General features: G+C 61.4%; 18 protein-coding genes. All 18 read left to right on the top strand.

The features are described 5' to 3' along the window. The first annotated feature begins 5 nt into the window (after positions 1 to 5). The gene (gene mobH / locus NRG74_RS23265; RefSeq protein WP_257706722.1) at positions 6 to 3,455 is read left to right on the top strand and encodes a MobH family relaxase; all 3,450 of its coding nucleotides are present in this window, start codon (positions 6 to 8) and stop codon (positions 3,453 to 3,455) included. After that, entirely contained in the window at positions 3,452 to 5,317 is a 1,866-nt protein-coding gene (gene traD, locus NRG74_RS23270) for a conjugative transfer system coupling protein TraD (RefSeq protein WP_093256573.1), read from the top strand. Before mobH ends, traD begins: the two co-directional genes overlap by 4 nt. 3 nt (positions 5,318 to 5,320) lie before the next feature. Continuing rightward, positions 5,321 to 5,764 (top strand): hypothetical protein, encoded by a 444-nt coding sequence (locus NRG74_RS23275; protein ID WP_074585277.1) that lies wholly within the window; start codon positions 5,321 to 5,323, stop codon positions 5,762 to 5,764. Further along, positions 5,757 to 6,398, top strand: coding sequence for a DUF4400 domain-containing protein (locus tag NRG74_RS23280; protein WP_257706723.1), 642 nt, complete (start codon positions 5,757 to 5,759; stop codon positions 6,396 to 6,398). The genes NRG74_RS23275 and NRG74_RS23280 overlap by 8 nt, the downstream gene beginning before the upstream one ends. A gap of 138 nt (positions 6,399 to 6,536) precedes the next feature. After that, positions 6,537 to 7,340, top strand: a complete 804-nt coding sequence (locus tag NRG74_RS23285) for a DsbA family protein (RefSeq protein WP_257706724.1) — start codon at positions 6,537 to 6,539, stop codon at positions 7,338 to 7,340. Beyond that, positions 7,340 to 7,621 (top strand): type IV conjugative transfer system protein TraL, encoded by a 282-nt coding sequence (gene traL, locus NRG74_RS23290; protein WP_074585280.1) that lies wholly within the window; start codon positions 7,340 to 7,342, stop codon positions 7,619 to 7,621. Before NRG74_RS23285 ends, traL begins: the two co-directional genes overlap by 1 nt. Positions 7,622 to 7,628: 7 nt before the next feature. After that, positions 7,629 to 8,267 (top strand): type IV conjugative transfer system protein TraE, encoded by a 639-nt coding sequence (locus NRG74_RS23295; protein WP_257706725.1) that lies wholly within the window; start codon positions 7,629 to 7,631, stop codon positions 8,265 to 8,267. After that, entirely contained in the window at positions 8,257 to 9,453 is a 1,197-nt protein-coding gene (locus tag NRG74_RS23300; RefSeq protein WP_257706726.1) for a type-F conjugative transfer system secretin TraK, read from the top strand. The genes NRG74_RS23295 and NRG74_RS23300 overlap by 11 nt, the downstream gene beginning before the upstream one ends. A gap of 10 nt (positions 9,454 to 9,463) precedes the next feature. Beyond that, the gene (locus NRG74_RS23305; RefSeq protein WP_108576333.1) at positions 9,464 to 10,825 is read left to right on the top strand and encodes a TraB/VirB10 family protein; all 1,362 of its coding nucleotides are present in this window, start codon (positions 9,464 to 9,466) and stop codon (positions 10,823 to 10,825) included. Positions 10,826 to 10,919: 94 nt separating this feature from the next. Continuing rightward, complete coding sequence (gene traV / locus NRG74_RS23310) at positions 10,920 to 11,432, top strand: type IV conjugative transfer system lipoprotein TraV (RefSeq protein WP_064306970.1); 513 nt, start codon at positions 10,920 to 10,922, stop codon at positions 11,430 to 11,432. Positions 11,433 to 11,461: 29 nt separating this feature from the next. After that, positions 11,462 to 11,854, top strand: a complete 393-nt coding sequence (gene traA / locus NRG74_RS23315; protein WP_064306971.1) for a TraA family conjugative transfer protein — start codon at positions 11,462 to 11,464, stop codon at positions 11,852 to 11,854. Between the two features lie 80 nt (positions 11,855 to 11,934). Beyond that, positions 11,935 to 18,720 carry an Ig-like domain-containing protein gene (locus NRG74_RS23320; RefSeq protein ID WP_257706727.1) on the top strand — a complete coding sequence of 2,262 codons (6,786 nt, stop codon included), beginning with the start codon at positions 11,935 to 11,937 and terminating at the stop codon, positions 18,718 to 18,720. Between the two features lie 116 nt (positions 18,721 to 18,836). Continuing rightward, positions 18,837 to 19,526: a DsbC family protein gene (locus NRG74_RS23325; protein ID WP_081348017.1), complete on the top strand. Its 690-nt coding sequence runs from the start codon at positions 18,837 to 18,839 to the stop codon at positions 19,524 to 19,526. After that, positions 19,523 to 21,925, top strand: a complete 2,403-nt coding sequence (gene traC / locus NRG74_RS23330) for a type IV secretion system protein TraC (protein WP_108582837.1) — start codon at positions 19,523 to 19,525, stop codon at positions 21,923 to 21,925. The genes NRG74_RS23325 and traC overlap by 4 nt, the downstream gene beginning before the upstream one ends. Beyond that, on the top strand, positions 21,922 to 22,242 hold the full coding sequence (locus NRG74_RS23335) for a hypothetical protein (RefSeq protein ID WP_074585408.1): 321 nt from the start codon (positions 21,922 to 21,924) through the stop codon (positions 22,240 to 22,242). Before traC ends, NRG74_RS23335 begins: the two co-directional genes overlap by 4 nt. Next, a complete protein-coding gene (gene lepB, locus NRG74_RS23340; protein ID WP_257706728.1) occupies positions 22,239 to 22,730 on the top strand; it encodes a signal peptidase I in 492 nt (163 codons plus the stop codon). The genes NRG74_RS23335 and lepB overlap by 4 nt, the downstream gene beginning before the upstream one ends. Further along, positions 22,724 to 23,860, top strand: a complete 1,137-nt coding sequence (locus NRG74_RS23345) for a TrbC family F-type conjugative pilus assembly protein (RefSeq protein WP_257706729.1) — start codon at positions 22,724 to 22,726, stop codon at positions 23,858 to 23,860. The genes lepB and NRG74_RS23345 overlap by 7 nt, the downstream gene beginning before the upstream one ends. Next, positions 23,857 to 24,528 (top strand): EAL domain-containing protein, encoded by a 672-nt coding sequence (locus NRG74_RS23350; protein ID WP_093256538.1) that lies wholly within the window; start codon positions 23,857 to 23,859, stop codon positions 24,526 to 24,528. The genes NRG74_RS23345 and NRG74_RS23350 overlap by 4 nt, the downstream gene beginning before the upstream one ends. Position 24,529: the final 1 nt, after the last annotated feature.

The raw sequence follows: 24,529 nt of genomic DNA on the forward strand, positions 1-24,529 counted from the left end.
AAAAAATGACATCAACTTTGGAGGCCTTGATGCGTTTTTTCAAAAGATGGTTCGCGCCGAAAAAAACCGCGGCGAAGCCTCTCGCCAGCGTGCGTGATATTCAACTGCTCGACATGAGCGCGCCTGAGATCCAGCAGTACATCCAAGCTGGCGATGAAGCGCTGCTCCGGTACCCGCCGTTTCAACGAGGATGGCCAGCCCGTGTCCCGGGGACAGTGTTGCTGCAGCCTCACAAAGTGACCCTTCAGAAGCTCTCGAGTGGCGTACGCATGCCCAATCGAGGCTTCGATCGCTTACTGCTTCCGGTTTTCGAGGGAGTAGCTGAGTTCGTGCACCTGCTCCCGGCTTCCCAGTCACATCATCACCGGGGCCCAGGTGGGTTACTTGCGCACTCGTTGGAAGTGGCGATGTTCGCGTTCAACAGCTGCAAATGCACTTCTTTCGACTACGCCTTGTATCCGGCGCAGCGATTGGTGAGGGAAAACCGTTGGTACGTCGCCGCGGTGTTGGCCGCTCTCATGCACGACCTGGGCAAGGTGCTTAGCGACGTCGTCGTAGCGGACGAGATGGGCGATCGCCATTGGGACCCTATGGGCCCGTCCATCCCGGTCTGGGCTGCTGAGCACGATATCGACCGCTATTACCTGAGCTGGACGCCGAATCGCCACGGCATTCACCGGGACCTCGCGGCCACGCTCATAGCGCGCTTCTTGCCTCAGGAGCTGTTGATATGGCTGCGGGCTGAAGGCGCGGACATCTACACCGAGATGGTGAATGCCATGTCCGGACGCGAGGGCGACAAAGCCCTCGCGTCGATCGTTGCAAAGTGCGACTCGAAGTCTGTCGAGCTCGACATGCAGAAGCACGGCGGGGACGCATCCCGTCAATTTGGCATGGGCAGCGGCGTGCCGATACCGGCGCTGGTGCTCGATACGATGATCCATTTCCTCGCTACGAAAACGTGGCGGATCAACGAGCCTGGCCAGCGGGTATGGATCATCGGCGGGGAAGTCTATGTCGTATGGTCCCAGTCAGCGGCGGAGGTCGCGGAATACCTTCATTCGCAGGGAGTGAAGGCAATTCCCCGGAGTGCGGATGTCCTCGGCGGCATACTGCTAGATCACGGTGTGGTCGCCAAAGCCGACGATGGCTCGATGTATTGGCACACGACCATCGACATGATCAACGTCGGGCGGGAAAAGCCGATCACCCTAAAGTGTCTGAAGCTGGTCAATCCGGAGGCACTCTTCAAGTTCGAAACGCCGCCGGCATCGGTGGCCGCTACTGTGGGGTTACCGCCGCACGAATTGCGCTTCGACTTACCACACGCGCGCGGTACTGCGGCTGCGTCAGTAGAGGTATTGCCGGAAGCACCGCACCAGGAAGGTGTTGATGCCACGCTACCCGCCCCAGCCCCAGCCCCAGCCCCAGCCCCAGCCCCAGCCCAAACCGTTTCCAAGGGTGATGGGAAAGACGCCCAACACCGTGGTGGACCCAAAGCACCCAAAGCGCCTGGTAGGCCGCAAACGGTAGAAAAGGTTGGCCTTGTACCCCGTACGGCGACGCATAGCGGCGGTGGGCTACTGATACAAGGTGCGGCGCCTGGCGACGACCTAGCGTCTGGATCTGTTACGAAAGAGCCCCACGTTGTGTCGCTGTCGTCCACGCTCGACAAGCGTTCGTCATCGAAGGGCAGGTCTACCGGGTCTTCGAAAGAAAACGCAGGAAGCCGCGACGGCGGCGCGGCCGTCGCCGAGCAGCCTGATGTCCCCCAACCGGCCTCCACAGGGTCGCCGGCGGATCCCCAGCATCCGCAGTCATCCGCAGAACAGGTGACCGAACGTTTAGATGCAGTCATACCGATTTCACCTGGTCCAACCGTTCGGCACGCTGATGCGGTCTACGCCCACGATCACTTCGATATCGATGACGAGGTGCTGGAACTCGTTGGCATGGATCTTCCGGATCGGGCCCTGATAGCGCCGGCGGCCACACCAGCTGATCCAGCCATGCCGGCCGTGATGCTATCCACGCCGCCGACAGAGAATTTACCGCCGAAACAGGGCAGTGCGGACAGCCCTGTTTCGTCGATGGTCATACCCGCGGCGCTCATTGGCTCGGGCGAATTTAGCTTCGGTCAATTGCGTGCTGTCGGCAGCGCCGAGGGCATTGCGCTACCGGGGGACTCGCCCCGAGCGGTCGAGCTGCCCGCCGAAATGGAGCGGAAACGCTACCCGGTTCTGGATGGACAATCGCCTGACCTACCGAAGGCTACCAGGCCGCCGATGGAAGCAGCGGGCGGCGAAATTGACGTCGTGAAAGATTCTTACACTGCCTCCCCAGCCTCTCGTCAAACGCAGAGAGTTCCTGCTCCCAACCAGGCCGTGAACATCGAACCGGACGCGACAGCAGCACCTGGAAGGACGCTGAAAGAATCTTACAGAGGTGAGGACGCTGGACGTGAACCAGCGTCACCACGGCCGAAGGCTCGTGCGGGTGATTCCCGCAATGGGGTGGATACCCGCGCGGCAGCGCCGGTTACGGGCGAAGGCATTGACGGCAGGGGTAATAGCGCATTCGCCAGCCAGCCACTACCCGCGGGAAAGGTCGGTGGTAGGGCTGAGCATGCCCCTACTGCACGATCGGCCGGTAACCCAGGGGATGGGAAGCGTCCCGCCGCCGGAAGCCAAAATCCAGCCGGTTCAAGACCAGGACCGTCAAAGGCCACGCGACCGAGCACTTCGCGCGAGCAGCCGCCACCTGGGCTCTTGATCAGTGGCGCGGCTCCTGGACCGGCGCCGATGATCATCGGGCAGCCGCGAAAGCCTCGTCCTGCTGCCCAGGACGCCGTAAGCCCGCCTCCGCCCAAATCACCTTTGAAGCCGACGGAGCGAAAGGCTGTACCCGAGGTTGCCGCTTCAGAGGTCACTGCCTATCTCGCCCTCTGGCCAGACCTTGCAGCGAAGCTCCTCTGGTACACCCGGCCGGAAAACAAAGACCTGTTGCTGCAGCGAGACGGGAAGCCGTACTGCCTTCATAGCGAGCCAGGGTTTACGCTGGATGACCGCGATGCGCTCATGGCCGCGAACTGGCTATTCGACGACTTCACCGGCACCTATACCGGCCTACATCGCAAAGGCTTCCTGCTATCGCGGTATCTGGGGGCGCTTCTCGAGCAGGTTACGAGTGGCGCCTATGACCACTCTTCTACCGTGGCACGCGACGCTCACGAGGCGAATCAACTGCAGGCGACCGCCGACGCTGTCATCTCGAGGTGTCCGCCGAAAAAGACGGACGGGCGGACCGTGGTCTCCATCTCGGACCGAAGGATGCTCCAGCTCGCGTACGAGCTGAAAACCAGCGAACTTACCCTGAGGAGGGCGCTAATTGCGCACTACCCGTACCTCAAGGTCGGAAACAATCACGTCATTGACCTGACTGAGTTTCCCGCATGAGCGAATGGACTTATGAAATGCCTTGGCGGCCGAATTTCGAGGCGATCGAAATTGCGGGCTGGGTCTTGGGTATGGCTGGGACCTGCGCTGTCCATTTCAGCACGAACCTACCTGCGCAGCCGTTCTACCTGTCCTTGGGTGTGATGGGTGGTTTTGCGCTTCGGCGCGTGCCTGCTGCGCTGCACCTGTACCGGGTAAGGCAGGGGCTGCGTGCGAAGACCGCTACGCTGATGGGCCAAGATGAGCTCATCGAGCAGATGCTCGCCGATCGCGAAAAGATGTACATCGGCGTGGGCTTCAAATGGACGCAGCGTGAAGGTCAGCAGGTATTCGAGCTGCTCAAGCGGGATATCACGAAGCTCATGCCCCCGGTTCCCGAGGGCTTCATGGGCTCACCCTGGATCCACGGGATCTCGCTGCAACCGGACAAGCCGATTGGGTATAAGCACACGCTCGCCTCTCTCCATACGCTGATCGTAGGTACTACGGGTAGCGGGAAGACCCGACTGTTCGACCTGCTGATCAGCCAGGCCATTTTGCGTGGCGAATCGGTGGTCATACTCGATCCGAAGGGCGATAAGGAAATGTCGGAAAACGCGCGCCGGGCGTGCGAGCTAGCCGGCGATGTCAGCCGCTATAAGCACTTCCATCCTGCATTCCCCGACAGCTGCGTGCGAATTTCTCCAACGCAGAATTTCGGCCGCGCCACAGAGCTGGCCTCGCGCATCGCCGCACTGACTGATGGCGAAGGACCGTTCCAGGCATTCGCCCAGATGGCCGTGAACAACGTCATCCAGGCCATGCTGTTCTGCGACATCTTCCCGACGCTGGTGCAGATTCGCCGCGCGCTCGAGGGTGGCCTTGCTCCTCTGGTCATTGAGGCGATTACGGCATACGGCAAGTCCGTTCACCCAGCCTTCGACGCGCTAGCAACCGCGGCCACGAGGCAGGCGAGGACCGAGGAGCTCAAGGCAAAGGCCATGATCTCTGTCTACCGCACTGAGATCGTGCCGCTGAAGCCAAACTCCGACCTCGAGGGCATCCTGTCCATGTTCGAGCACGATCGCGATCACTTCGGAAAGATGATCGCGACGCTGCTTCCGATATTGAACATGCTGACCGCAGGTCACATGGGGCCCATTCTTTCGCCAATCGAAAACGATAGTGGCGATACCCGCGAAATCACCGATTCGAAAACGATCATCGAGAACAACCAGGTGCTCTATCTTGGCCTTGATTCGCTGTCCGACTCGATGGTGGGCTCCGCGATCGGCTCGATCTTCCTCGCCGACCTGGCGGCGGTCGCGGGCCAGCGCTACAACCTTGAAAGCAGCGAGAATCTAAAGCGTCGGCCGGTGAACATTTTCTGCGATGAGGCCGCAGAAATCGTCAACGACCAGCTCGTTCAGCTCCTCAACAAGGGGCGGGGCGCCGGAATGCGCATTTACGTCGCAACCCAGACCATCGCCGACTTCGAGGCTCGCATGGGGTCGCCGGCGAAGGCGCGCCAGGTGCTGGGCAACACCAACCACGTCATCGCGCTCCGGATTACCGATCAGGACACGCAAAAGTACATCGCCGAGAAGATTCCGCCGACGTATTACAAGTACGTCATGCGCACCCAGGGCAACTCGACCAAAGACGATCCGCACATGCACTCGCTGAACGTTGGCGAGCGCCTGATGGACGAGGAGGGTGAGCTGTTCCCCGCCCAACTATTCGGGCAACTGCCTGACCTTGAGTTCCTGGCCATCCTGGCCGGCGGCCAGGTCGAGAAGGGCCGGATCCCGGTACTGACCAAACCCAAAAAATTCGACAAGGCTGTGGCTCGGGCCCGCCTGCTGGCTGAAGAGGCGGCTTGATCCATGCGTACCCGTTTTGAGTCCTTATCTCGCCTGCTTAACGGCGATGCGAAAGCCAAGACCCTGTTGGGAGTTCTCGAGTGCGATTGGCCCACCGCGCTGCAGGTCGTCCCTGCCGCGTTTCGGGTCGAGCAGGAGATGACCAGTGACCCCGACTGTCGGGACGTTCTGACCCGATCGCTGCGCTCGTATCAGGCTGCGCTCGGCAAGCCCGATCGAGACCGTCTTGTGGCCTTCATGGGCACCTTCCTGGATGGGTTGGCGGAGCTGCTCGAGCAATCGCCTGCGCCCACGGCGGCGCTCCTCGAGATGCATAAGCGCCTGCTCAGCGAAGTCGAGAAAACCAAGGGTGCGGCAGTACGGGATCGCCTGGAGGCGCTGCTGCTGCCGCCCGACACGTCGATCGGCGTCGTCTGGCGTAGCATCCAGGAGCACCGCAATGGCTGATATCGAAGAAAAGATGCCCGCCGGAATCTGGCTAACCCTGGTCTTCGTCTGCGTCGAAATCCTGTTGATCGTGTGCATCGTGCCGAACGCATTCATCGACCGGGCGATCTTGAAAGAGCAGGACTGGGGGGAGGCGATGATGGGCAAGGCCGCCAGTGACCAACTGATCGACGATACGGCCCGGCTCTACAGCACCATCCATCTCGAAAGTGGGCTCAACGAGACCGTCCGTGACTTTTTCCTGGGAGGCAAGCAAACCCCGGGGTGGGAGTCACTCGAACGGCAGTGGGGAACATTCATCGCGGGGCGAGGAGAGGCGGTGCTCAAGGTTTGCTACCACATCTACTACCGCAGCCTGCTCCTGCTGATGTGGATGCCCTACATGTTGGTCATTCTGGCGCCGGCCGTGCTGGGGGGCTACATGGCTTGGAACATCAAGCGCTACAACTTCGATCACTCCTCGCCATTCTTGAACACCTACAGCTCAAAAATCATCTCCTGGGTGGTGATGGCACTCGCGCTGTCGTTCATCGCGCCGTTACCTATACCCCCGATGATCGTTCCGCTCGTGGTGATCTTCCTGATCCCCATAGCAGCAAGCCTCCTCATCGGTAACCTGCCGAAACGGCTCTAGCGTATCCGCCGGCGAGTCGGGCGCAACACCCGGCGACGTTGCTGCTCCCCCGGCCAGGTTTGAGCCCTCGGTCGGGGTGGATTGACCGCAAAACGCGCTTGCGCCTGAGCACCATAGCTTCAACAGCTGAGGTGCATCATGAGCTCTAGAATCCCTATCACACTCGCCGGCCTTGCGATCGTCTTGAGTACCGCGTCAGCGCTATATAGCGCTAACGCCCTACGCGAGCAGCAGCAGCTCGTCGACCACCTGAATGGCCAGGTCGCAAGGATCCAGCCGTACGCGTTTTCGCGCTCCGATCTCGACGCGCTCCTTTCCAGGCAAAGCTTATCTGTGGCACCCCCGGCGGCACCGGAGGCACCACCAGCGCCTATGAAGCGTGAGAGCGCGCCCATCGCCGGCGAGCGTCGCTATGGCGATGCTACCGCCCAATTCAGCCTGATCGAGTACTCGGACTTCGAGTGCCCCTACTGCAAGCAGTATTTCGCGGTACCCAAGGCCGTGGTCGACAGCTCGCGCGGCAACGCGTCGGTTGTGTTCAAGCATGTTCCGATCCATGGCGAAGCGTCGCGCCGGGAGGCCTTCGCCGCGGAATGCGCAGCGGCCCAGGGCGGTAACGATGCCTTCTACCGCATGGCCGGCGCCATCTTCAGCTCGACCGCAGGTAACGGTACCGGGACCGAAAAGCCGCTCGCAGTGATCGCCTCCAGCATTGGCCTGGACGGCGCGGCCCTTTCGCGCTGCATCGACAACCAGGAGCCGCTGCAGAAAGTAAAAGCGGACTTCCGTGAGGCGGTAGAGCTGGGCATCAAGGAAACACCGACCACCATCGTTCGCCATAACCCGAGCAATAGACAAGTAGTTCTTTCTGGTGCCAAGGGACCCGAAGATATTCTTCGCGCCATGGCGAAACTCGTTCAAGGCAATGGAGCCGCGCAATAATGCAGCCAATTGATATTCCCCAATACGTCGATGATCCGCCTCACCTGTTGTTTTGGCAGGCAGATGAAGTTGCGCCCATTGGGATCGGTCTCGTATTTGGTATGTTCACTGGGTATGCCGCGGTCTGCACTATTGCCGGGTATTTGTTGACTCGCTGGTATCGGAAATACCGCGATGATCATCCGGATGGCTTTATGGTTCATATGCTCTATTGGGCGACCGGATATGCCGGTGCGAAAGCCAGAACCATACCGAACCCCTTTATCCGCGAATTTAACTGAGGTCGCCATGCTGTCTGGCAAATTCAAAAACACCTATCGCGGGACCATGTCGGAGAACGCCTTTCTTCGCAAGATCATCGTTGCGCTTATCCTGCTGGAGGTTCTGACCGTCATCGGCTGGCTGCGCAAAAGCACCGTTGTTGACATGCAGCCGCCGACGCTCGCTGAGCGTGCTTGGGTCGATCAGGACCGCGCTTCGGATAGCTACGTCAGCGCCTGGGCGCTCTACATCGCTGATCGACTAGGCAATGTTAATCCGAAGTCTGCCGAGATCATTAAGGCGACGCTCGAGCCATTGCTCGCCAACGATATCTATCAGGACGTGCTCAATAAGATTGATAGCCAAGTTCATCAGATTCGCCAAGATCGGGTGACATTGGAATTCGAGCCACGCCAAGTCCTGCAAGATAAGGAAAATGCGTCCAAGTACTTCATCGTGGGCAAATCCAAGATGACGGGCCCGAGTGGCCAGCCGAAACAACTCGATATGACCTATGAAATTGAGTTGAAGATCAAAAACTATAAGCCGGTCATTGCTTTCCTCTCTGTATACGAAGGTGCGCCGCGCACCGAAGAAGTAAGAAGTCGCGAAGCCAAGGCCGCAGACACTCGCAAGCGTTTGGAGCAGCAGCGCAATGAAAACTAATATCCAAACTCTCACGCTGATCGGCGTCGCGCTGTTTTCTTCAGCATCGATCGCCAACGCTCGTGAGCTCAACATTCCACAGACCCCAGTGGCCGAGTCACGCACTCAGGAAATCGCCGCGGTGCCTGGCCGTGACGTCGACCCGGCCGAGTACGGCCTGCAGGAAGCAGACGAGCAGGTGGCGCGCCAGGCTCTGGCCGAGCAGCAGCAGAAGACGCTACCGAGCGCCGCGGCCGCGCAGCCTGCTGTTGCGCCGGCTTCACCCGCATCCACTCCAACGGTGGCCTCCAGTACCGAGCAGAAGCAGGACCTGGTCAAGACGGCGCCCGCGAAGGCGTCTACCGACCTGGTTCATGTCGCCGGTGGCGGCCGTGATCTTCCCGCGGTTCCGGCTTCGGTCGCCAAGACCTCTGGTGCGCCCGAGGCCGCGCCGCCGCCGGTGAGCTCGCGCCAAGACGTGGTGGTTCAGCCAGGCGTCAATACGATCATCCCTGCGGCGCTGTATCACCTGAACCGCATCGTCACGCCGTTCGAAAATCCGATCGTCCAGACCACGTCTCAGGCAACCATTAAGCAAAAGGGCAACGTGATCTACGTGTCGACCGGTAGCGAGAGCCCGGTGACGATGTACATCACCCCCAAGGACGACGAATCGGTGGCCATCAGCTTGACGTTGGCGCCTCGCAAGGTGCCGCCGATCGAGGCCAACCTGATCATCGGCCAGGTGCCAGGGAGCACCAGCCCGTCCAGCGCCGGTGGCTTCGGTTACGGATCGCGCTACAGCGGGCAGGCCAAGAAGTGGGAGGAGGGCCAGCCCTACATGGAGACCATCAAAGGCATCATGCGCGCCCTCGCCCTGGGCGGTATTCCCAAGGGCTATTCGATGGCCAAACTGCAGAGCGGCGAGAAGCTTCCCGCCTGCTATCAGCAGGGCCTGAACTTCGACTTCAGCCGGGCCCAGGTGATCATGGGTCACAACTTCCGCGTTCTGGTGGGCGTCGCTCAGAACAACGGCCGCGCGCCGGTCATGTTCGATGAGACCAGCTGCACCCATCCCTCGCTGGCGGCTGCCGCCGCCTGGCCGCGCAACATGCTCGAGGCCGGTGAGAAGACCGAGGTTTACATCGTCACCCGTGTGGGCGAGGCGCCGGCGGAAGATTCGTCCCGCCCGAGCCTGTTGAACTGAGGAAGGCACCATGATCAAGCAAACATGGGCCAACCTGAGCCCGGGGAAGAAGAAGTGGACCGTCATCGGCGTGGCCTTCGGAGGCGTGCTGTTGTTCGTCTGGGGCTTGAGTAGCCTGGGTGGCGAGGTACAGCGCAAAACCAACGCCAAGCCGACGATCACCAACGTCCTGACCGACGCGGATCCGCGTGGTGTCGGGTTGGATTCGCTCAACGCCGAGCAGCGTGCGCAGAGCAAGGAGCTCAACGACCTCAAGCTGACGCTAAAGAACCTCATGAATGGCACCCAGGCCCAGCAAGCGACCGCCGCGGGCCTCAAAGAGATTCAGGGGCAAATAGGGGAGCTGACGGCCCAGCTTGAGGCAACGCAGGCTGCTCAGCAGAAGGCCGAGCAGGACAACCGCGACCTCAGCAAGCAGCTGCAGGAAGCGCAGTCCAAGGCACCGACTCCCGACAAGGCTGCGGAGCTGGAGCGCAAGGCTGCGCAGCAGCAGACGCAGGCGCAGGAGCGCCAGCGGTATGACCGTACGCTGATGGACCCGAACCGCAACCAGGGCAATTTCTTCGCCAACGCTCCGGCGCCGGAAAAGGAGCCTGAGAAGCCGGGTGCAGCGCCCAAGAAGGAAGAGCCGCCGAAGATCATGTCCTACGGGGATGAGGCACCTGCTGAAGATCCCGATGCCGACGCCAAGGAAGAGGACGTCTACCTGCCGGCCGGCGCCATCCTTTCCGGCGCGATCATCACTGGTATCGACGCGCCCACCGGTAACGGAGCACGGAAAGATCCTTTCCCTGTCCTGCTGCGGGTGAAGAAGGAGGCCGTACTGCCGAACCGCTTCCGCGCAGACGTTCGTGAGTGCTTCCTCATTGCCAGTGCGTTCGGCGACCTCTCTTCGGAACGCGCCTACATGCGGGCCGAGACGATCTCCTGCGTACGTGACGACGGCGGGATCATCGAAAGCGGCATGGACGCCTATGCCTCTGGCGAGGACGGCAAGGCCGGGGTGCGTGGGCGCCTGGTCTCCAAGCAGGGCGCCATCTTGGCTCGCTCGCTGATGGCTGGCTTCATGCAGGGCGTCTCGGACGCATTCAGCGTGCGCCAGGTGCCGAGCATCAGCATCGCCAGCAGTGGCAGCGGTACGAATGGCCGGACGGTATCGCCCGTCTATGAGCAGGCCTTCAACTCCCAGGCCATGCAGGGCGCCATGATCGGCGGTACCGGCAAAGCCCTCGAGCGCATCGCGGACTTCTACCTGGAGATGGCCGAGAACCTCTACCCGGTCATCGAAGTGGACGCTGCCCGGGAGATCGACTTCGTCGTCAAGAAGGGTGTGCAGCTCAAGCTGAAAACGCTGAGCAAGAACAAAACCTGAAGCCGGCGGGAGCGCCCAGCTCCCTTCTATTGAACGCCCTGGAAGGGGGTGAATTGCCCCCTTCCAACATCCCTCGCTACGGATACTCAACCTCATGAAAACGAACCTGCGTAAGGCCCTGGGCCTTGCCGCTGCGGCGGCGCTCACCTCGATGATCAGCGGCTGCTCCATGTTGCAGATCGGCTCGTCCGATTACGGCTGTAAGGGCATGCCCGACGGCGTGACCTGTATGTCGGCGCGTGACGTGTACCAACTGACCGAGAACGAAAACTTCCGGCAGATCGTCGACGAAAAGAATGCCCAGAAGGCCGAGGCCGAAAAGCACGGCGGCCACGCCCCGGCGCCGGCGGTGCAGCCGGAAGTAGCGGCCGGCGAGCGCTACGTCGTGCCTCGCCCGGCGCGTGATCCGGTGCCGATCCGCAGTCAGGCCACCGTCATGCGGGTCTGGGTAGCGCCCTGGGAGTCGCAAGCCGGCGACCTGAACGTACCTGGCTTCATTTACACCGAGATCGAACCGCGCCGTTGGGAAGTTGGTACGCCATCCCTGCGGCCGACGCCGTCGCTGCGTCCGCTTGAATCCCACAAAAAGGCGATCCCCGCCTCGTAACCCCCCCAGCCCTCGTAAGGAGACACAACATGCGCCTGAGCAATCCGGCTAAACCCTTGAGCAACCCGGCCCACCGCGCGCGTCGTCAACGCGACCTGGTGAAGTTCGGCGTCGCCCTGCTGCTCGTCGTGGGCGCATCCAGCGCCATGGCAGGCACCGGCGGTACCGACTTCGACGCCGTCTGGACCACCATCAGTGACTGGATGCAGGGCACCCTCGGCCGCGTGGTCGCCGGCGCCATGGTGCTGGTGGGCATCGTTGGCGGCGTCGTGCGCCAGTCGATCATGGCGTTCGCCACCGGTATCGGCGGCGGGGTCGGCCTGTACAACACCCCGAAGATCATCGAATCGATCATGTCGGCAACCCTGCCGGCAGCCAATGACATGGTGACCAGCGCAGCGCCGCTGCTGCAGATCAACTAGGGAGCCGCCCAGGGCTCACCCCTCTGATAGCCGGCGCATGCCGGCTTTCAGGTATCTGAAACTTGCTCGGGAACCGGCCTGTGAACTGGAAGATTTCGAAGGGACTCGTCGCGCTGCTGTTCGCAGGCCTCGCGCACTACACCAACCAGGTCCAAGCTGCTGAATGCACCGAGTCCAATGCGGTGCTGACGCCTGATTCCCGGGCGGTTTTTGCCGGTGCGCAGATCAAGCTCACCTACAGCGCCACGCGCAACAGCTGCACCTCGGCTGGAAGCTACAGCGTCCCGATCCTGATCGGCGCCGGCACGGGCCAGGAAGCAGGCAAGTGCGGCGGCGTCCGTACCAAGGAGGCCGCCAGCTGCAGTGGTACCGTTACGGCTCCAGCCGGCTTCACCGGCCCGTTGGTGCTTACCGTTGGCGATACGCTCACCGAGGTGATCGTTCAGGCCGCGATCGCGCAGCCGACTGCTCGCGACATCGAAATCTCGGTGGCGGAAGACCAGCCCGCGATCGTGCCGCTCACGTTGGGCGGGGAGGGCGTCACTGCAGAGCAGTTCGAAGTGCTCGATACGCCCGATAGCGCCATTGGCCAAGTCAAGGTTGAGGGCAGCACCCTGACCTTCACCCAGGTGCCCGGGTGGAGCGGTATCGTTGCCTTGCAGTACCGCGGCCGCGATCAGCACGGCACCTACTCCAATACGGCCACCATCCGCATCATCACCACGGGGCGAAACGATCCGCCGGTGGTTATCGCGCAGCCCGTCATCATGACGGAAGACGCGCAAATGACGTTTGAGCCAACGGTGCAGGATCCCGACGCGGTGGACATCTACCGCCTGGTGATCGAAGCACAAGGCAAGGGCGTTGCTGGCGAGGTGCTCGCTGACGGGCACCGCATCAAGCTGACCCCCAGGCCTGACTTCTACGGCCAGGACGTCTTGCGCATCAGCGCTGTGGACGCCGCTGGCGCCAAGAGCGCCGTGGTCGATATCCCGATCACAGTCCAGGGCGTCAACGATGCCCCCGTTGCCCAGCCCATCAGCATCGTGACGGACGAGGACACACCGGGGCGCTCCAAGATCGTCTTCACCGATCCGGATGGCGACGGTCCCTACCAATTTGTCGTGAGCGGCCAGCCGGGCGCGTCGATCGGTGGCTGCGGCCTGGACGGCGACTCCGTGGTCTTCACGCCTGCGCCTGACTGGAACGGCAAGACCACGTGTCAGGTGGCCGTCATCGACGCTGGCAGTGCGGCATCAGCGCCCGTACCGGTGAGCATCACCGTCACGCCGGTAGCAGACAAGCCAGTGGTCGAGAGCAAGACGGTCACCCTCAACCAGGGCGCTACCAGCAGCTTCACCCTCCAGGTTTCCGACGTAGACGCCAACGACACGGCGACGCTGCGCGCAGTATCTGCGGCAGATCCCGCCTTCGGTAGCGTCAGCTTCACGGGAACGACGGTGAAGGTCTCGCTCAACGCCACCTTCGTCGGTACCCGCGAGATTCGCTACGTGGCCAAGGACTCCTTCGGCCTGGACTCGGATGAGGGCGTGATCCTGGTGCGGGTATTACCCGTTGCCCAGGCGCCTGTGGTCGATGCCGCATCTGCCAAGACGGCCATGGAGACGCCGGTCACTGTCGAGCTGACCGCTACCGACCCGAACCACGACGCGCCGCTGACCTTTGCAATTCAGCAGCCTGTCGCTGCGGCAGCAGGAACCGTCAGCCTCGCCGGCAGCCTGCTGACGTTCAAGCCAGCGACCGGCTACTTGGGAACCGCCAGCGCCAAGGTCACGGCGACGGATCCAGGTGGCCTGGTGTCCGCTGCACAGACCATCGCCTTCGAGGTCGTCGGTGACCAGGTCATCGGGACCGATCCAGACAATCCGGACAGCCACACCGTGGTGATCGTCCAGCAACCGGATCCGAGCGTCGGGAAAATCACCACTGAAGGCCTGCGCGTTCGCTTCGTGCCGGTCGACGGCTATGTCGGTACCGCCACCTTCAAGTACAAGCTGCGCGATGCCGCCGGCGCCGAATCGGCTATCAAGGACGGCGCGATCCAGGTCGACAAGACCAACTACGCCCCCAGCGCGGCGAACGCAGCGCTGGTTGCCAACGAGGGCCAGGCCTCCGCGCCCGTCACACCCGAGGTGATTGATAAAAACCTCTATGACGCCGGCAAACACACCTTCGCGGTGCCCATCCAGGAGATGCGGGGTACCGCCGAGGTGGTGAACAACCAGCTCGTCTACCATGCCCCCTTTGGCTCGAAGGGCACCACCAGCTTCAAATTCATCGCCCGAGATCCTGCCGGTGCCGAGGTCGTGGGGACCGCAACGGTTACCGTCCGCGGCCGTAACGTCGGCCCTACGCGAGTTGGCCTGAGCCTGGTAACAGAAGAGGGCGTCGAGGTATCCGGTACCCCCACGGTGGTCGATCCCAATCCAGGCGATACCTTCACCTTCGCCGTACCGGCCACTTCCGCGGGTGGCACGGTGAAAGTCCTGAATGGCCAGGTCGTCTACATGCCCAAGCCCGGTTGGGCCGGGACCGAGAGCTTCCCCATCACCGCGACGGACGCCGGTGGGGAGTCTGGCAAAGGCACCGTGACCGTGGTCGTCAAGCCACGCAACCTGGCGCCTGAAAGCCTGTCGGGGAGCATCGTGGTGCGCGAGGGTACGGCAAGCGCGCCTTACTACCCACGCATCGTCGACCGCAACGTGGCCGATGCCGGGCGGCATACGCTCCGGCTCGTGCAGCAGGCTGCCAATGGGGGCCTGGCCATCGTCGAGAACCGGCTCGTCTACACGCCGGCGGCCAGCTTCGTGGGTACTGATTCCGCCGTCATCGAGGCGACCGATCCTGGCGGCCTAACTGTGCAGGGCACCATTGCGCTGCAGGTCGATCGCTTCAATCTGGCGCCGGTCGCGGCAACCCTGCGCATCAGGACGGTCGAGAACGCCGCCTCCGCCGCGACCCTGCCAAAGGTCACCGATGGCAATGCCTGGGATTCCTTCACCTATGAGGTGGTGGAACAGCCAAAGTCGGGAACCGTGGTGGCCACGGCCGCCGGCTACGTGTATACGCCCAACCCGCATTTCGTCGGTAACGACCTGTTCCGGTTCCGGGTGGTGGATAAGGGCGGCGAGTACGTCGAAGCGATGGCCACTGTGGCCGTTGCGCAGCTCAACACCGCGCCGACCGGCCTCACTCCCTCCGTCGTCTATTTCTATGAGGGCGTCGGTGGAAGCCAGCGACTTGCCGCGATTGACGACAACACCTGGGGCTCTCACACCTTCTCCGTGGCCACTCAGCCGGAGCACGGCTACGTGTGGTTCACCGGCGATGAACTCCACTTCAGCACCGACGGCCGCACCGCAACCACCGTCTCTGTCACGGTGACCGATCAGGACGGCGCTGCGGCGACCTTCCCTGTGCGGCTGGCGCCAAGATCCCTCGATGATCCCTTCGACAAGTTGCCGGTCAAGGAGCTGTCCCCTAGCGCATTCAGCACGCCGGCGATCACGAAGGAGTTCACTCACCTGGATGGGCGCCCTGGGCTTGTGATCACAGATCAGCAGGCGCTCGCTGAGCTGGGTACCGACATCATCGCCATGGTCGAGCGCAAGTCGGAGGTTGGCCTGCGCGTCGGCCGTCGGCCGCTGGAGCGCGGCCAGGGTGCGCGCCTGGCCATGGACCGGGTCATGAATGGCTCGCTTGGTGCGGCCGTCGCTGCGCTGCAAAGCGGAGCCGCCGGCCATGGCCGCATCCTTCTGGCGCGTGCCGATTTGACCGGTACCGTCTATGCCATCCCGTTCGATGTATGGAAGCTCACCGGTGAGCTCAAGGCGACCCCGGCGACGATCGGCCTGGGGCTCGAGTCGGCCCGGATCCAGTTCTCAGCCTCCAACTCGGTGTGCACCAACACCGTCAGAGAAGTCTCGGCGCGCGACAGCAATCCCTATGACAAGCCGGTGTGCCTGCTGCAGTTCACCAAGCCGATGCCTGAGGCCAAGGATCTGTCCAGCGACGGTCTGCTGCTGCAGCAGGGCTTCGCCGCGGAGGCGGGCACCTATCCCGTCGAAGCAGCTGCCTACATCGTTGACGACAAGGGGGAGAAGAGCCTTCTGGCGACCTATCCTACCCAGGTGAACGTGGTGCCCATGGCGGGCGCCGTGAAGATGACTTCGAAGTACCCCATGGATACCGTCTATGCCCAGGTCCAGGACCTGGACATCGAGTTCGTCCAGAGCGCAGGACCAACCTGTGATCTGACGGTAATCGAGCGCCGGGCAATCACGGCGGCGGCCTCCTATTCGACCCGGCCGACTTGCCTGGTCGAATGGACCGAAATCCCGCCAGGCCTTGCCATACGGGAGAACTGGGAAAAGCCGGTCCTGCGCGGCGCGGTGACGATGCTCGGCAGCAACCGGATCGCCTGGAAGCTTTCCTCGTTCACGCCCAGCGGCAAAAAGATCGATCTCGGTACCGACCAGTTCGTCTTCACCGCGAAGCAGCCGACGGCTCCGGTGGTGACGTACAAGGGTGCGCAGCAGCTCGGCGATACCCTCCTGGCGGCGCCTATCAGCGGTGGATACGCCGGCGATGCGACCGTGACCGCTGTCAGCGCGCGGCTGAAGCTTACGCACAACCTGAACCAGGGTGATTCGATCACCGAGGACATCAACCCGGTCAATGGCGACGTCAGCACCCAGTTGCGCAGGATCTACGCCGCGCCGTTTTCGACGCTGTGGCAGCGCCGGCCCCTCGCCGTGGATGTGGCCTATACCGCTCTGCCCAACATCGCTACCCACTCCGATCTCACGGTGCTGTCCGTTCCGGACGCGAACATCATGCCGGTGATCGACAACGAGAACGGCAAGATCCTCTCGACCGATGCGTTGGAAGTTGGCGTCACGATGGGCGATGCCTACAACAGCCAGGTCCCGTACGACAGCGCGACCATGGGCGAGTGGGAGATTCGCCTGGTGCAGCGGCCGGATTGGAACACCGTTGAGGAGATCGCCGGATGGGTCCGTGCCGACGGCGCTGGCCACGCGGCCTTCGAGGTGCCGGTGGAGAAGCTCGCCGGCAAGAACCTGCGCGTGTACGCCGAAGCACGGGTGGTGTCGCCGGAGCCCGCCTACCAGGAGACGCGCACCTCGCCGCGCCCCTTGAGCATCGTCATCCTCAACGGTGCGGCGCTCGACGGCAGTGTCCGGGCGCTACGCCTCACCGGCGAGGCCCCCATGCGCGTCACTCTCTTCGCGGAGGTGAACAACCGGTCTTGGGCGCGGGACCTGGGCAACGTGCGTTGGGAGATGTCCACCAACGGTGGCGAGTGGCAGACCGTGAGCAATCCAAGCAATGCCCCGCAACGGCTGGCGACGACCCTGCAGAAGGGCAGCTACATGATCAGGGCCGAGCTCACCAACAAGAACAGCGGCGCCAAGTCGATGACCCAGGCCATCGAGATCAACGCCTTCAACATCCCTAAGGGATACCTCTCCGGCCCGGGCAACACCTTCGTCGACGCACAGGCCACCTTCCAGCTCAAGCAGTCGGAAAAGGGCGACGTCATGGACCTGTCCAACATCGAGGCGCAGTGGAGCCTGGACAAGGGGGTGACCTGGTTCGCCGGCAATGACAGCTACTCGGTCACCCGTAGCGCCGAGGAGCGCGTTTACGTCTTCTCGCGCGTCCGGTTCAAGGACGCGCCTGCAGACGATCCGCTGGCGTGGAAGCTGTTGCGCGGCGGCGTTGCGTTCCGGAAGGTGAAGCCCCCGCGCGTGCAGCTGGTGGGTAACCGCCGGCCAGAAGTAGGCAAGGAGTCGACCTGGGTTGCCCGGCTCGTCATGCCGTACACCAACATGGATCTGAAGGCCTCCGGCGAATTCATCATGCCGGATGGCACATCGATCGTTCCCGGTACCACGGCGGCGTTCACACCGACAGAAGAGGACGTGACTGACAAGCCGACCTACATCACCTACCGAGCCTGGATCGAGGGCTATCGCGACAAAGGCGGCGAGGGGCTAACGCAGCAGCGACTGACCTACTGGGAGTACGAGTGGCCGAAATGGGAGTTGCAGCCTAGCCTGAGCGCCGCCTATGTCCCGGCGACGCTTACCCTGCGGATGAGAAACCTCGGTCAGTTCAAGGCGCTGGAGAACGTCAAATATGACTGGGAGCTGCCGAAGGTTGACGGCTACACCGTGGCCAACGAGACGAACGAGACGCTGCGCATCCTGGAGATGAGCAAGGCCGCGGCCTATCCGTTCAAGGTGCACGTATCTGATGGCCGCGGAAACTACTCGACGGTCGAGCGTACCGTGACCTTGCTGGATCCGCCCCCGTGGACGGTGTCGCTCCGGTGGACGGGCGATAACAACGCGACCCGGGCGCCCCTGAAGGTCCTGGTCATGCCCTCGATCTCGGGCGGCCATCCCAAGGACAAGGTGCTGTCCATGCGCTACACCCTGGGCGGCAAGCAGCTCGATACCAACGGCTCCCGGTATGCGCGAGCAACGTTGGAGAGCGAGGGCGAGTACCAGATCGCTCTGCAGATCGAGACCCAGATGCAGAAGACCGCGGAGAGCGAAGTCGTCATCGATGTGAAGGAAAACCAACCGCCCAAATGCGAGCTCGACGTGAAGGAAAGCTCGTCGTCCTGGCGCGCCAATGCCAACTGCAAGGATCCGGATGGCCGGATCTCTCGCCATCACTGGTTCGTGAATGATGAGAAGCAGGGGCTCAGCGGGTCGGTGATCACCATCTCGAAGCGCACCTATCCGCAGGCGCCGCACATCGTGCTGACCGCCACGGACGATGCCGGCGCCGATTCCGAGCCTGTGGAGTGGTGATTTCCCGCGGGCGCCGCTATGGCGTCCGCGGGTTCCAACCTTCAATCGGGGTGAACTCAAGACTCTCGGATTCAACGCATCGGTAGCCTGACGGTAACTCAAATAGAGGTGCCGTCATGCTGTGTAAGATTCTTACAAGCGCTGTGCTCGCTGCCAGCGCCTTATCCTTCCAACTGGCTTTCGCCCAGAGCGCAACAGACACGGCACCGCTACCGATCAACGGAATGATCGCCGCCGTGAAAAACGAAAAGTTGGCCTTTGTCAGCGACAACGGTCGCTTTGTGTTCCGCGGCTCGCTGTACGACACCTGGAGCCAGAAGGAAATCACCACCCTCGCTGAGGCCGAGCGAGCATCGAACTACATCGATCTGGCGAAGCTGCGCTTCCGGGTGGACGACCTAGCGCCTTTCACCTTCGGCACCGGCTCGAAAGAAGTGGTCATCTTCACAGATCCGCTCTGCCCATCCTGTCACCAGCTGGTGCAGGACCTTAAGCAGGTGAAGGGCTACACCTTCAAGATCCTGGAACTGTCCGCAATGGGCCCCGATAGCGGCAAGATCGTTCGAAGCCTGCACTGTGCCAAGGACAAGTCCGAGGCGCTTGCTGTGGCCCTGGGCGAGACGAAGCCGCGTGTGGTCGATCAGGTCGGAGACGATTGCGATACCTCGGCTATCGGCAAGCGAATCATCAGCGCGCAGATGTTCGGGGTGAAGGGCGTTCCCTTCATGATCCGTAATGACGGCCTGGTCCGCCATGGGTACGAGAAGGGCAGCCTGGAGCCTTGGCTTGCGGGTGCCGGCCAATGACCAGTTATGTGAAGGGTAACTTTCCGATCGGGGATCTGCTGAGCGTTACGGCGTTCGACGAGGCCAACATGGTCTTTCTCCTCGACGACAACCAGATTGGATTCTCTTTCCTTTGCCAGCCGCTCCCCGGCAGTGACGGGAAAGAAGGCGAGCAGTTGAAATCCGTCCTTAAACAAGCGTGGCCCGCCAACGCAAGTGTCAACTTCTGCCTGTTCGCGTCGCAAAATATCAATAACCCGATCAATGCGATGCTTCGCTTGAGAAATGATACTCCGGAAGGGGTTATCAAGACTGCATTGAAAAATCGCTCGGAATACCTGTTCAAGGGAACTCTGGACCCTATTGACGATTATTCTGGAATCAAGGTCCGTGATATTCACCTTGTAATTACTGTCATGATGCCTATCGCGAATGTCGAACCGACGGACCGTGAAACGCAAATGGCGAGTGAGATCCGCTCCCAATTCGATTCCGTCTTCAAGTCGGTCGGATTGGCGCCGATTGGTATGGGGCGTAATCTCTATCTAGAGGTGATGTCCTCTATCTTGAATCAGGGCGCAGAAGCATCTTGGCGTGACCGAAACGAAATTGAAGCGGATGATGACAAGCCGCTAAAAGTTCAGCTCCTGGATTACGATCGCACGTTGATTCCCCACAAGGATCATCTCCAGATTGGAGATACTTTGGTCAAATGTCTTTCCGTGAAGAAGTTTCCGCGGCGCACGTTGCAGGGAGCGGCCGGATGGTATCTCGGAGATCTGCTCACCGGTGCAACGGGTATTCGCGAAAACTGCCTGATCAGCTTCACGATCTATTTCCCGGAGCAGCAGGGGTTTAAGGACAAACTGGGCGCGAAACGCCAGTGGGTAAATAACCAAGCATACGGTCCTTTGCTGAAGTTCGTGCCAAAGCTGGGCGCAAAGAAGCATGGTATGGATGCGCTGTTCAAAGAGCTTGACGAGGGCGAGTCTGCTGTCCGCTGCAATATGACCATGGTGGTCTTCGCTCCAAACCGTGATCGCCTGATCCGCGCTGCGGCTGAAGCGCGCAACTACATGAGCATCCGCCAATTTACCTTCATGGAGGATCGATTCTTTGTCCTCCCAATATTCCTCAATGCGCTTCCCTTCGGAGCTGATCCTAAAGCTGTTGAGGAGCTTTACCGTTATAAGTCTATGGCTATCACCCAGGCCCTTCCCCTGGTTCCTATCTATGCAGACTGGAAGGGGACCGGCACGCCAACGATGCAGTTCGTATCGCGAAACGGACAGCTGATGTCCTATTGTCTATTCGATTCGGATACCAACTATAACGCTACAATCGCGGCGCAATCAGGTAGTGGTAAGTCGTTCCTGACCAACTATCTGATCACTTCGTATCGCTCGATCGGCGCTCAGGTGTGGGTGATCGACGTTGGTCGTTCCTACTTGAAGTTGGCGAAAGCATTCGACGGCGACTTCGTGGAATTCACCCAGGAGTCTCAAATTTGCCTGAATCCTTTCGAGCTCGTTCAAGATTACTCTGAAGAAGAAGATGTACTGATTGGGCTTTTGAGCGCAATGGCCGCGCCCACCGCTCCGCTCTTGGACTTGCAAATTGCAGGGCTTCGCAAACACACCCATGACGTGTTTGAAAAGTTGGGCGGCGAGATGGTCGTAGACGATGTGGAGAAGTCGCTGCTAAGTGATGAGGATCCGCGTGTTCAGGACATCGGGAAGCAGCTGTATCCGTTCACTCGAGCAGGCATGTATGGCAAGTTCTTCAATGGAAAGAACAACGTTGACTTTAAAAACCCTTTTACCGTTCTCGAACTTGAAGAACTGAAAGGGCGCAAGCATCTGCAGCAAGTGGTATTGCTACAACTAATCTATCAAATCCAGCAAGCGATGTATCTGGGTAGTCGTGACCAGAAGAAGATCGTGATTATCGATGAAGCCTGGTCGTTGCTCACCGAGGGCGACGTCGCTAAGTTCATCGAACACGGTTACCGCCGGTTCCGTAAGTACAACGGCTCGGCGATCACGATCACCCAGTCCGTGAACGACCTGTACGCGAACTCTACCGGCCGGGCGATCGTAGAAAACTCCGCGCATCAGTTCCTGCTCGGCCAGAAGGCCTCCGCGATCGATCTGATCCAAAAGGAAAAGCGCCTCTCGCTCACGGAGGGTGGCTTCAAACTTCTCAAGTCGGTGCACACAGTACGAGGCCAGTACTCCGAAATCTTCTTCTCGACCGAACATGGTTCCGGAATCGGGCGGTTGACGGTCGACAAGTATTCCAACCTGCTTTACAGCACCTTCGCGAAAGACGTTGAGGATATTGGGCGTTATACCGACCAGGGTATCCCGACGGCAGAAGCCATCACACGGGTGATGGCTGATCGGGGGCTGGCGGCATGAACCAGACCCTCTCGACGGTCCTGATCTCCGCGCTCGTCTCCATGGCGGTGGTCACTGGCTACGCCTGGCTGTTCAAAACGGACGAATTCGGCACCCAGATCGCAATCGTCGATTACGACGCTGCCACCCGAAACGTCGATGTGCGTGACCCGCAAGCGGTAGATGCGGCCATGGCAGCGCTACGCGCCTCGGCGAATAAGCTCGCTGCCAACGGCTTCGTCACCATCGATAAGCGCGCGGTGGTCAGCTATCCCGCAGAGCTTGAGGTGCCAGCGAGCGCGCCGGGAGCTGCGAAGCAAGCCGAGGATGCCGAGTGAACCGCCACCTCAGGTTTCTGCTGAAGGCCCTCCCATTCAGCTTACTGGCCGCCGGCGCGGCCTGGTACGCGACGTCGCGCTACGAGATAGGGATCGATCCGCAGAAGAACACGTGCCTGGACTGGCGGGTGTTCTTGATCGACCGTTATGACCAGACCGTCGAGCGTGATGCCATCTATGCGTTTCGCTCGACCCAGATGGAACCGTTCTTCCGCAATGGCACCAAGGTCATCAAGTACGTCCGTGGCGTGCCGGGTGACCGAGTCATCGTGACCCCCGAGCGGGTAACTATCAACGGTGAGGCCCAGGGCCAAGGCGTGCTGCTGGCCAAACGGCTCGGAAAGCCTGCAAGTCGTTACCGTCGTGACGAGATCGTACCAGCGGACCAGCTCTGGTTCATGGGCACCTCCCTGGACAGCTTTGACTCTCGCTACTGGGGCTACGTCAGCAAGGTTGACGTGCTCGGCCGGGCGTACCCGATATGGTGAGCCTGCGCGCGGTAATCGGTGTCGTTGCGCTGGTGTTCGCCACGCTCTCGACCGCCGACAGCGCCGTTGAGCAAGAGCAGGCGGCGCTGGAGCATTTCGCCGCTGATCTCAAGGAGATGCAGGTCAGCACTAAGCAGCAGGTCGACTTCACGCTGCGTAACGAAGACTTCAGCTACCTGAAGCAAAGCCAACCGCTGGCAAGCCCTCTCGAAGCGCCCAAGCCGCCGGTAGACACCCGGAAGGTTGTCTACCAGATCCTGGTGTCGTGGTCCCTGGGCGAGGCAGAGATCAAGCAGCTGCTGCAGAACTATGACGGTGACGAGTCGGTAGAGCTCGTCTTCCGCGGTGTGCCCGAAGACATGCCGTTTGCCCTGGCGCTCGCCAAGCTGCAGCGCCTGTCGCTCGAGACCAAGACCAAAACATCGGTGCTGATCAATCCGGTGGTGTTCGAAGAGGCCGGCGTCGACCAGGTGCCGGCGATTCGCAAGTTGGTTGATCAGAAGTCGGTTTACCTGGCGAAGGGCACCACCTCCACCGCGAGCGCGGACGAGGCCTTTGCCCGTCGCAAAGAGCCAGTGCTGTCGCTGGGTCCTCTGGTCGAGATCGCCGAACGTGACCTCATCGAGGTGATGAAAGAGCGGCTGGCCAAAGTCGACATGGAAAAGATGAAAGCGCGCGCCCTGAACACCTTCTGGGACAAGCAGACGTTCGCCGAGCTGCCACGCGCCACCCGGCATCGAGTGCGCGCCCTGGATCCCACGGTGCTGGTGCCGGCGGACATGACCGCGGCAGATGGCACTGTGATCCACAAGGCGGGCGATCGGATCAATCCGCTCGACATGCGTCCCTTCACCCAACGCCTGGTGATCATCGACCCGCTCGACCCGCAGCAGGTCGCCCTGGCCAAGAAGCAGGTTGCGGATTACGGCGCCAAGCAAAACGTCGTGGTGATCGTTTCGCGCGTGGCGCGGGAGCAAGGCTGGGATGGCTTCGCCGCCCTGCAGAACGAGATCGACCACGCCGCCTATGTCCTGCGCGATGACGTGCGCAGCCGCTTCGCCATCGACTTCGTGCCGTCTGTTGTGACGGCCGATCGCCATAGCTTCTACATCGAGGAGTTTGCGCCGTGATCGAGCTTGCCTTGCAGAAAATCCATCATCAGAACGGCGCGGTTCTTGGGCACGAGGTCCTGGCCCGCAAGACCACCGTCCAGGGCGTCCTGGGGCCCGGCGTCTTCATGTCCGGCGCGACCGATGAGGACTGGGAACGCCTGGACGCGGATGTGATCGGCCTGGTCGTAGCGCGGGCGCATGAGTTACCTGCCAGGGGCATCCTATTCATCAATCTGAGCCCGGCATCCCTGCTCAACCTGCTGCACCTGAACCGGCTCTGTCAGCTGGTCAGTGGCCTTTCGCTTTCCGTGTGCTTCGAGATTCCCGAGCTTTCTCCCCTCCAGGGCGTCGACCTGGAGGAGCGGCTGGTGATGATCCGTCGGCACGGTATCGCCGTTGCCATCGACGACTATGGCCAGGACAGCGCGGATTCGGCCCGTCTCAAACGGCACGCCTGGGACTTCTGCAAGATCGATCTGCCGGCACTGGCCCGCAGTATCAACCTGGACTGGGTCATTGATGCGCGTGATCACTGCACCCGCTGCGGTACCGGTTTGATCCTCGAGAAGGTCGAGCAGGAGCACCTCCTGTGCGAGGTGCTGCTACCGCTCACCGGCGCCGCCCGCCAGGGCTTCGGGTTGTCGATGCCCTTCCTCCTTCCTGCTGCTGCGCTCGCCGCCTCCTGAC

Source organism: Pseudomonas oryzihabitans (assembly GCF_024652905.1).
Classification (GTDB): Bacteria; Pseudomonadota; Gammaproteobacteria; order Pseudomonadales; family Pseudomonadaceae; genus Chryseomonas; species Chryseomonas benzopyrenica.

Bases quoted from the DNA above. Each gene is read 5' to 3' on its own strand.
- traL (WP_074585280.1), top strand. From the start codon at position 7,340: ATGCAGCCAATTGATATTCCCCAATACGTCGATGATCCGCCTCACCTG.
- NRG74_RS23305 (WP_108576333.1), top strand. From the start codon at position 9,464: ATGATCAAGCAAACATGGGCCAACCTGAGCCCGGGGAAGAAGAAGTGG.
- traC (WP_108582837.1), top strand. From the start codon at position 19,523: ATGACCAGTTATGTGAAGGGTAACTTTCCGATCGGGGATCTGCTGAGC.
- NRG74_RS23295 (WP_257706725.1), top strand. From the start codon at position 7,629: ATGCTGTCTGGCAAATTCAAAAACACCTATCGCGGGACCATGTCGGAG.
- NRG74_RS23345 (WP_257706729.1), top strand. From the start codon at position 22,724: ATGGTGAGCCTGCGCGCGGTAATCGGTGTCGTTGCGCTGGTGTTCGCC.
- traD (WP_093256573.1), top strand. From the start codon at position 3,452: ATGAGCGAATGGACTTATGAAATGCCTTGGCGGCCGAATTTCGAGGCG.
- NRG74_RS23280 (WP_257706723.1), top strand. From the start codon at position 5,757: ATGGCTGATATCGAAGAAAAGATGCCCGCCGGAATCTGGCTAACCCTG.
- NRG74_RS23335 (WP_074585408.1), top strand. From the start codon at position 21,922: ATGAACCAGACCCTCTCGACGGTCCTGATCTCCGCGCTCGTCTCCATG.
- mobH (WP_257706722.1), top strand. From the start codon at position 6: ATGACATCAACTTTGGAGGCCTTGATGCGTTTTTTCAAAAGATGGTTC.
- NRG74_RS23300 (WP_257706726.1), top strand. From the start codon at position 8,257: ATGAAAACTAATATCCAAACTCTCACGCTGATCGGCGTCGCGCTGTTT.
- NRG74_RS23325 (WP_081348017.1), top strand. From the start codon at position 18,837: ATGCTGTGTAAGATTCTTACAAGCGCTGTGCTCGCTGCCAGCGCCTTA.
- NRG74_RS23275 (WP_074585277.1), top strand. From the start codon at position 5,321: ATGCGTACCCGTTTTGAGTCCTTATCTCGCCTGCTTAACGGCGATGCG.
- traA (WP_064306971.1), top strand. From the start codon at position 11,462: ATGCGCCTGAGCAATCCGGCTAAACCCTTGAGCAACCCGGCCCACCGC.
- NRG74_RS23285 (WP_257706724.1), top strand. From the start codon at position 6,537: ATGAGCTCTAGAATCCCTATCACACTCGCCGGCCTTGCGATCGTCTTG.
- traV (WP_064306970.1), top strand. From the start codon at position 10,920: ATGAAAACGAACCTGCGTAAGGCCCTGGGCCTTGCCGCTGCGGCGGCG.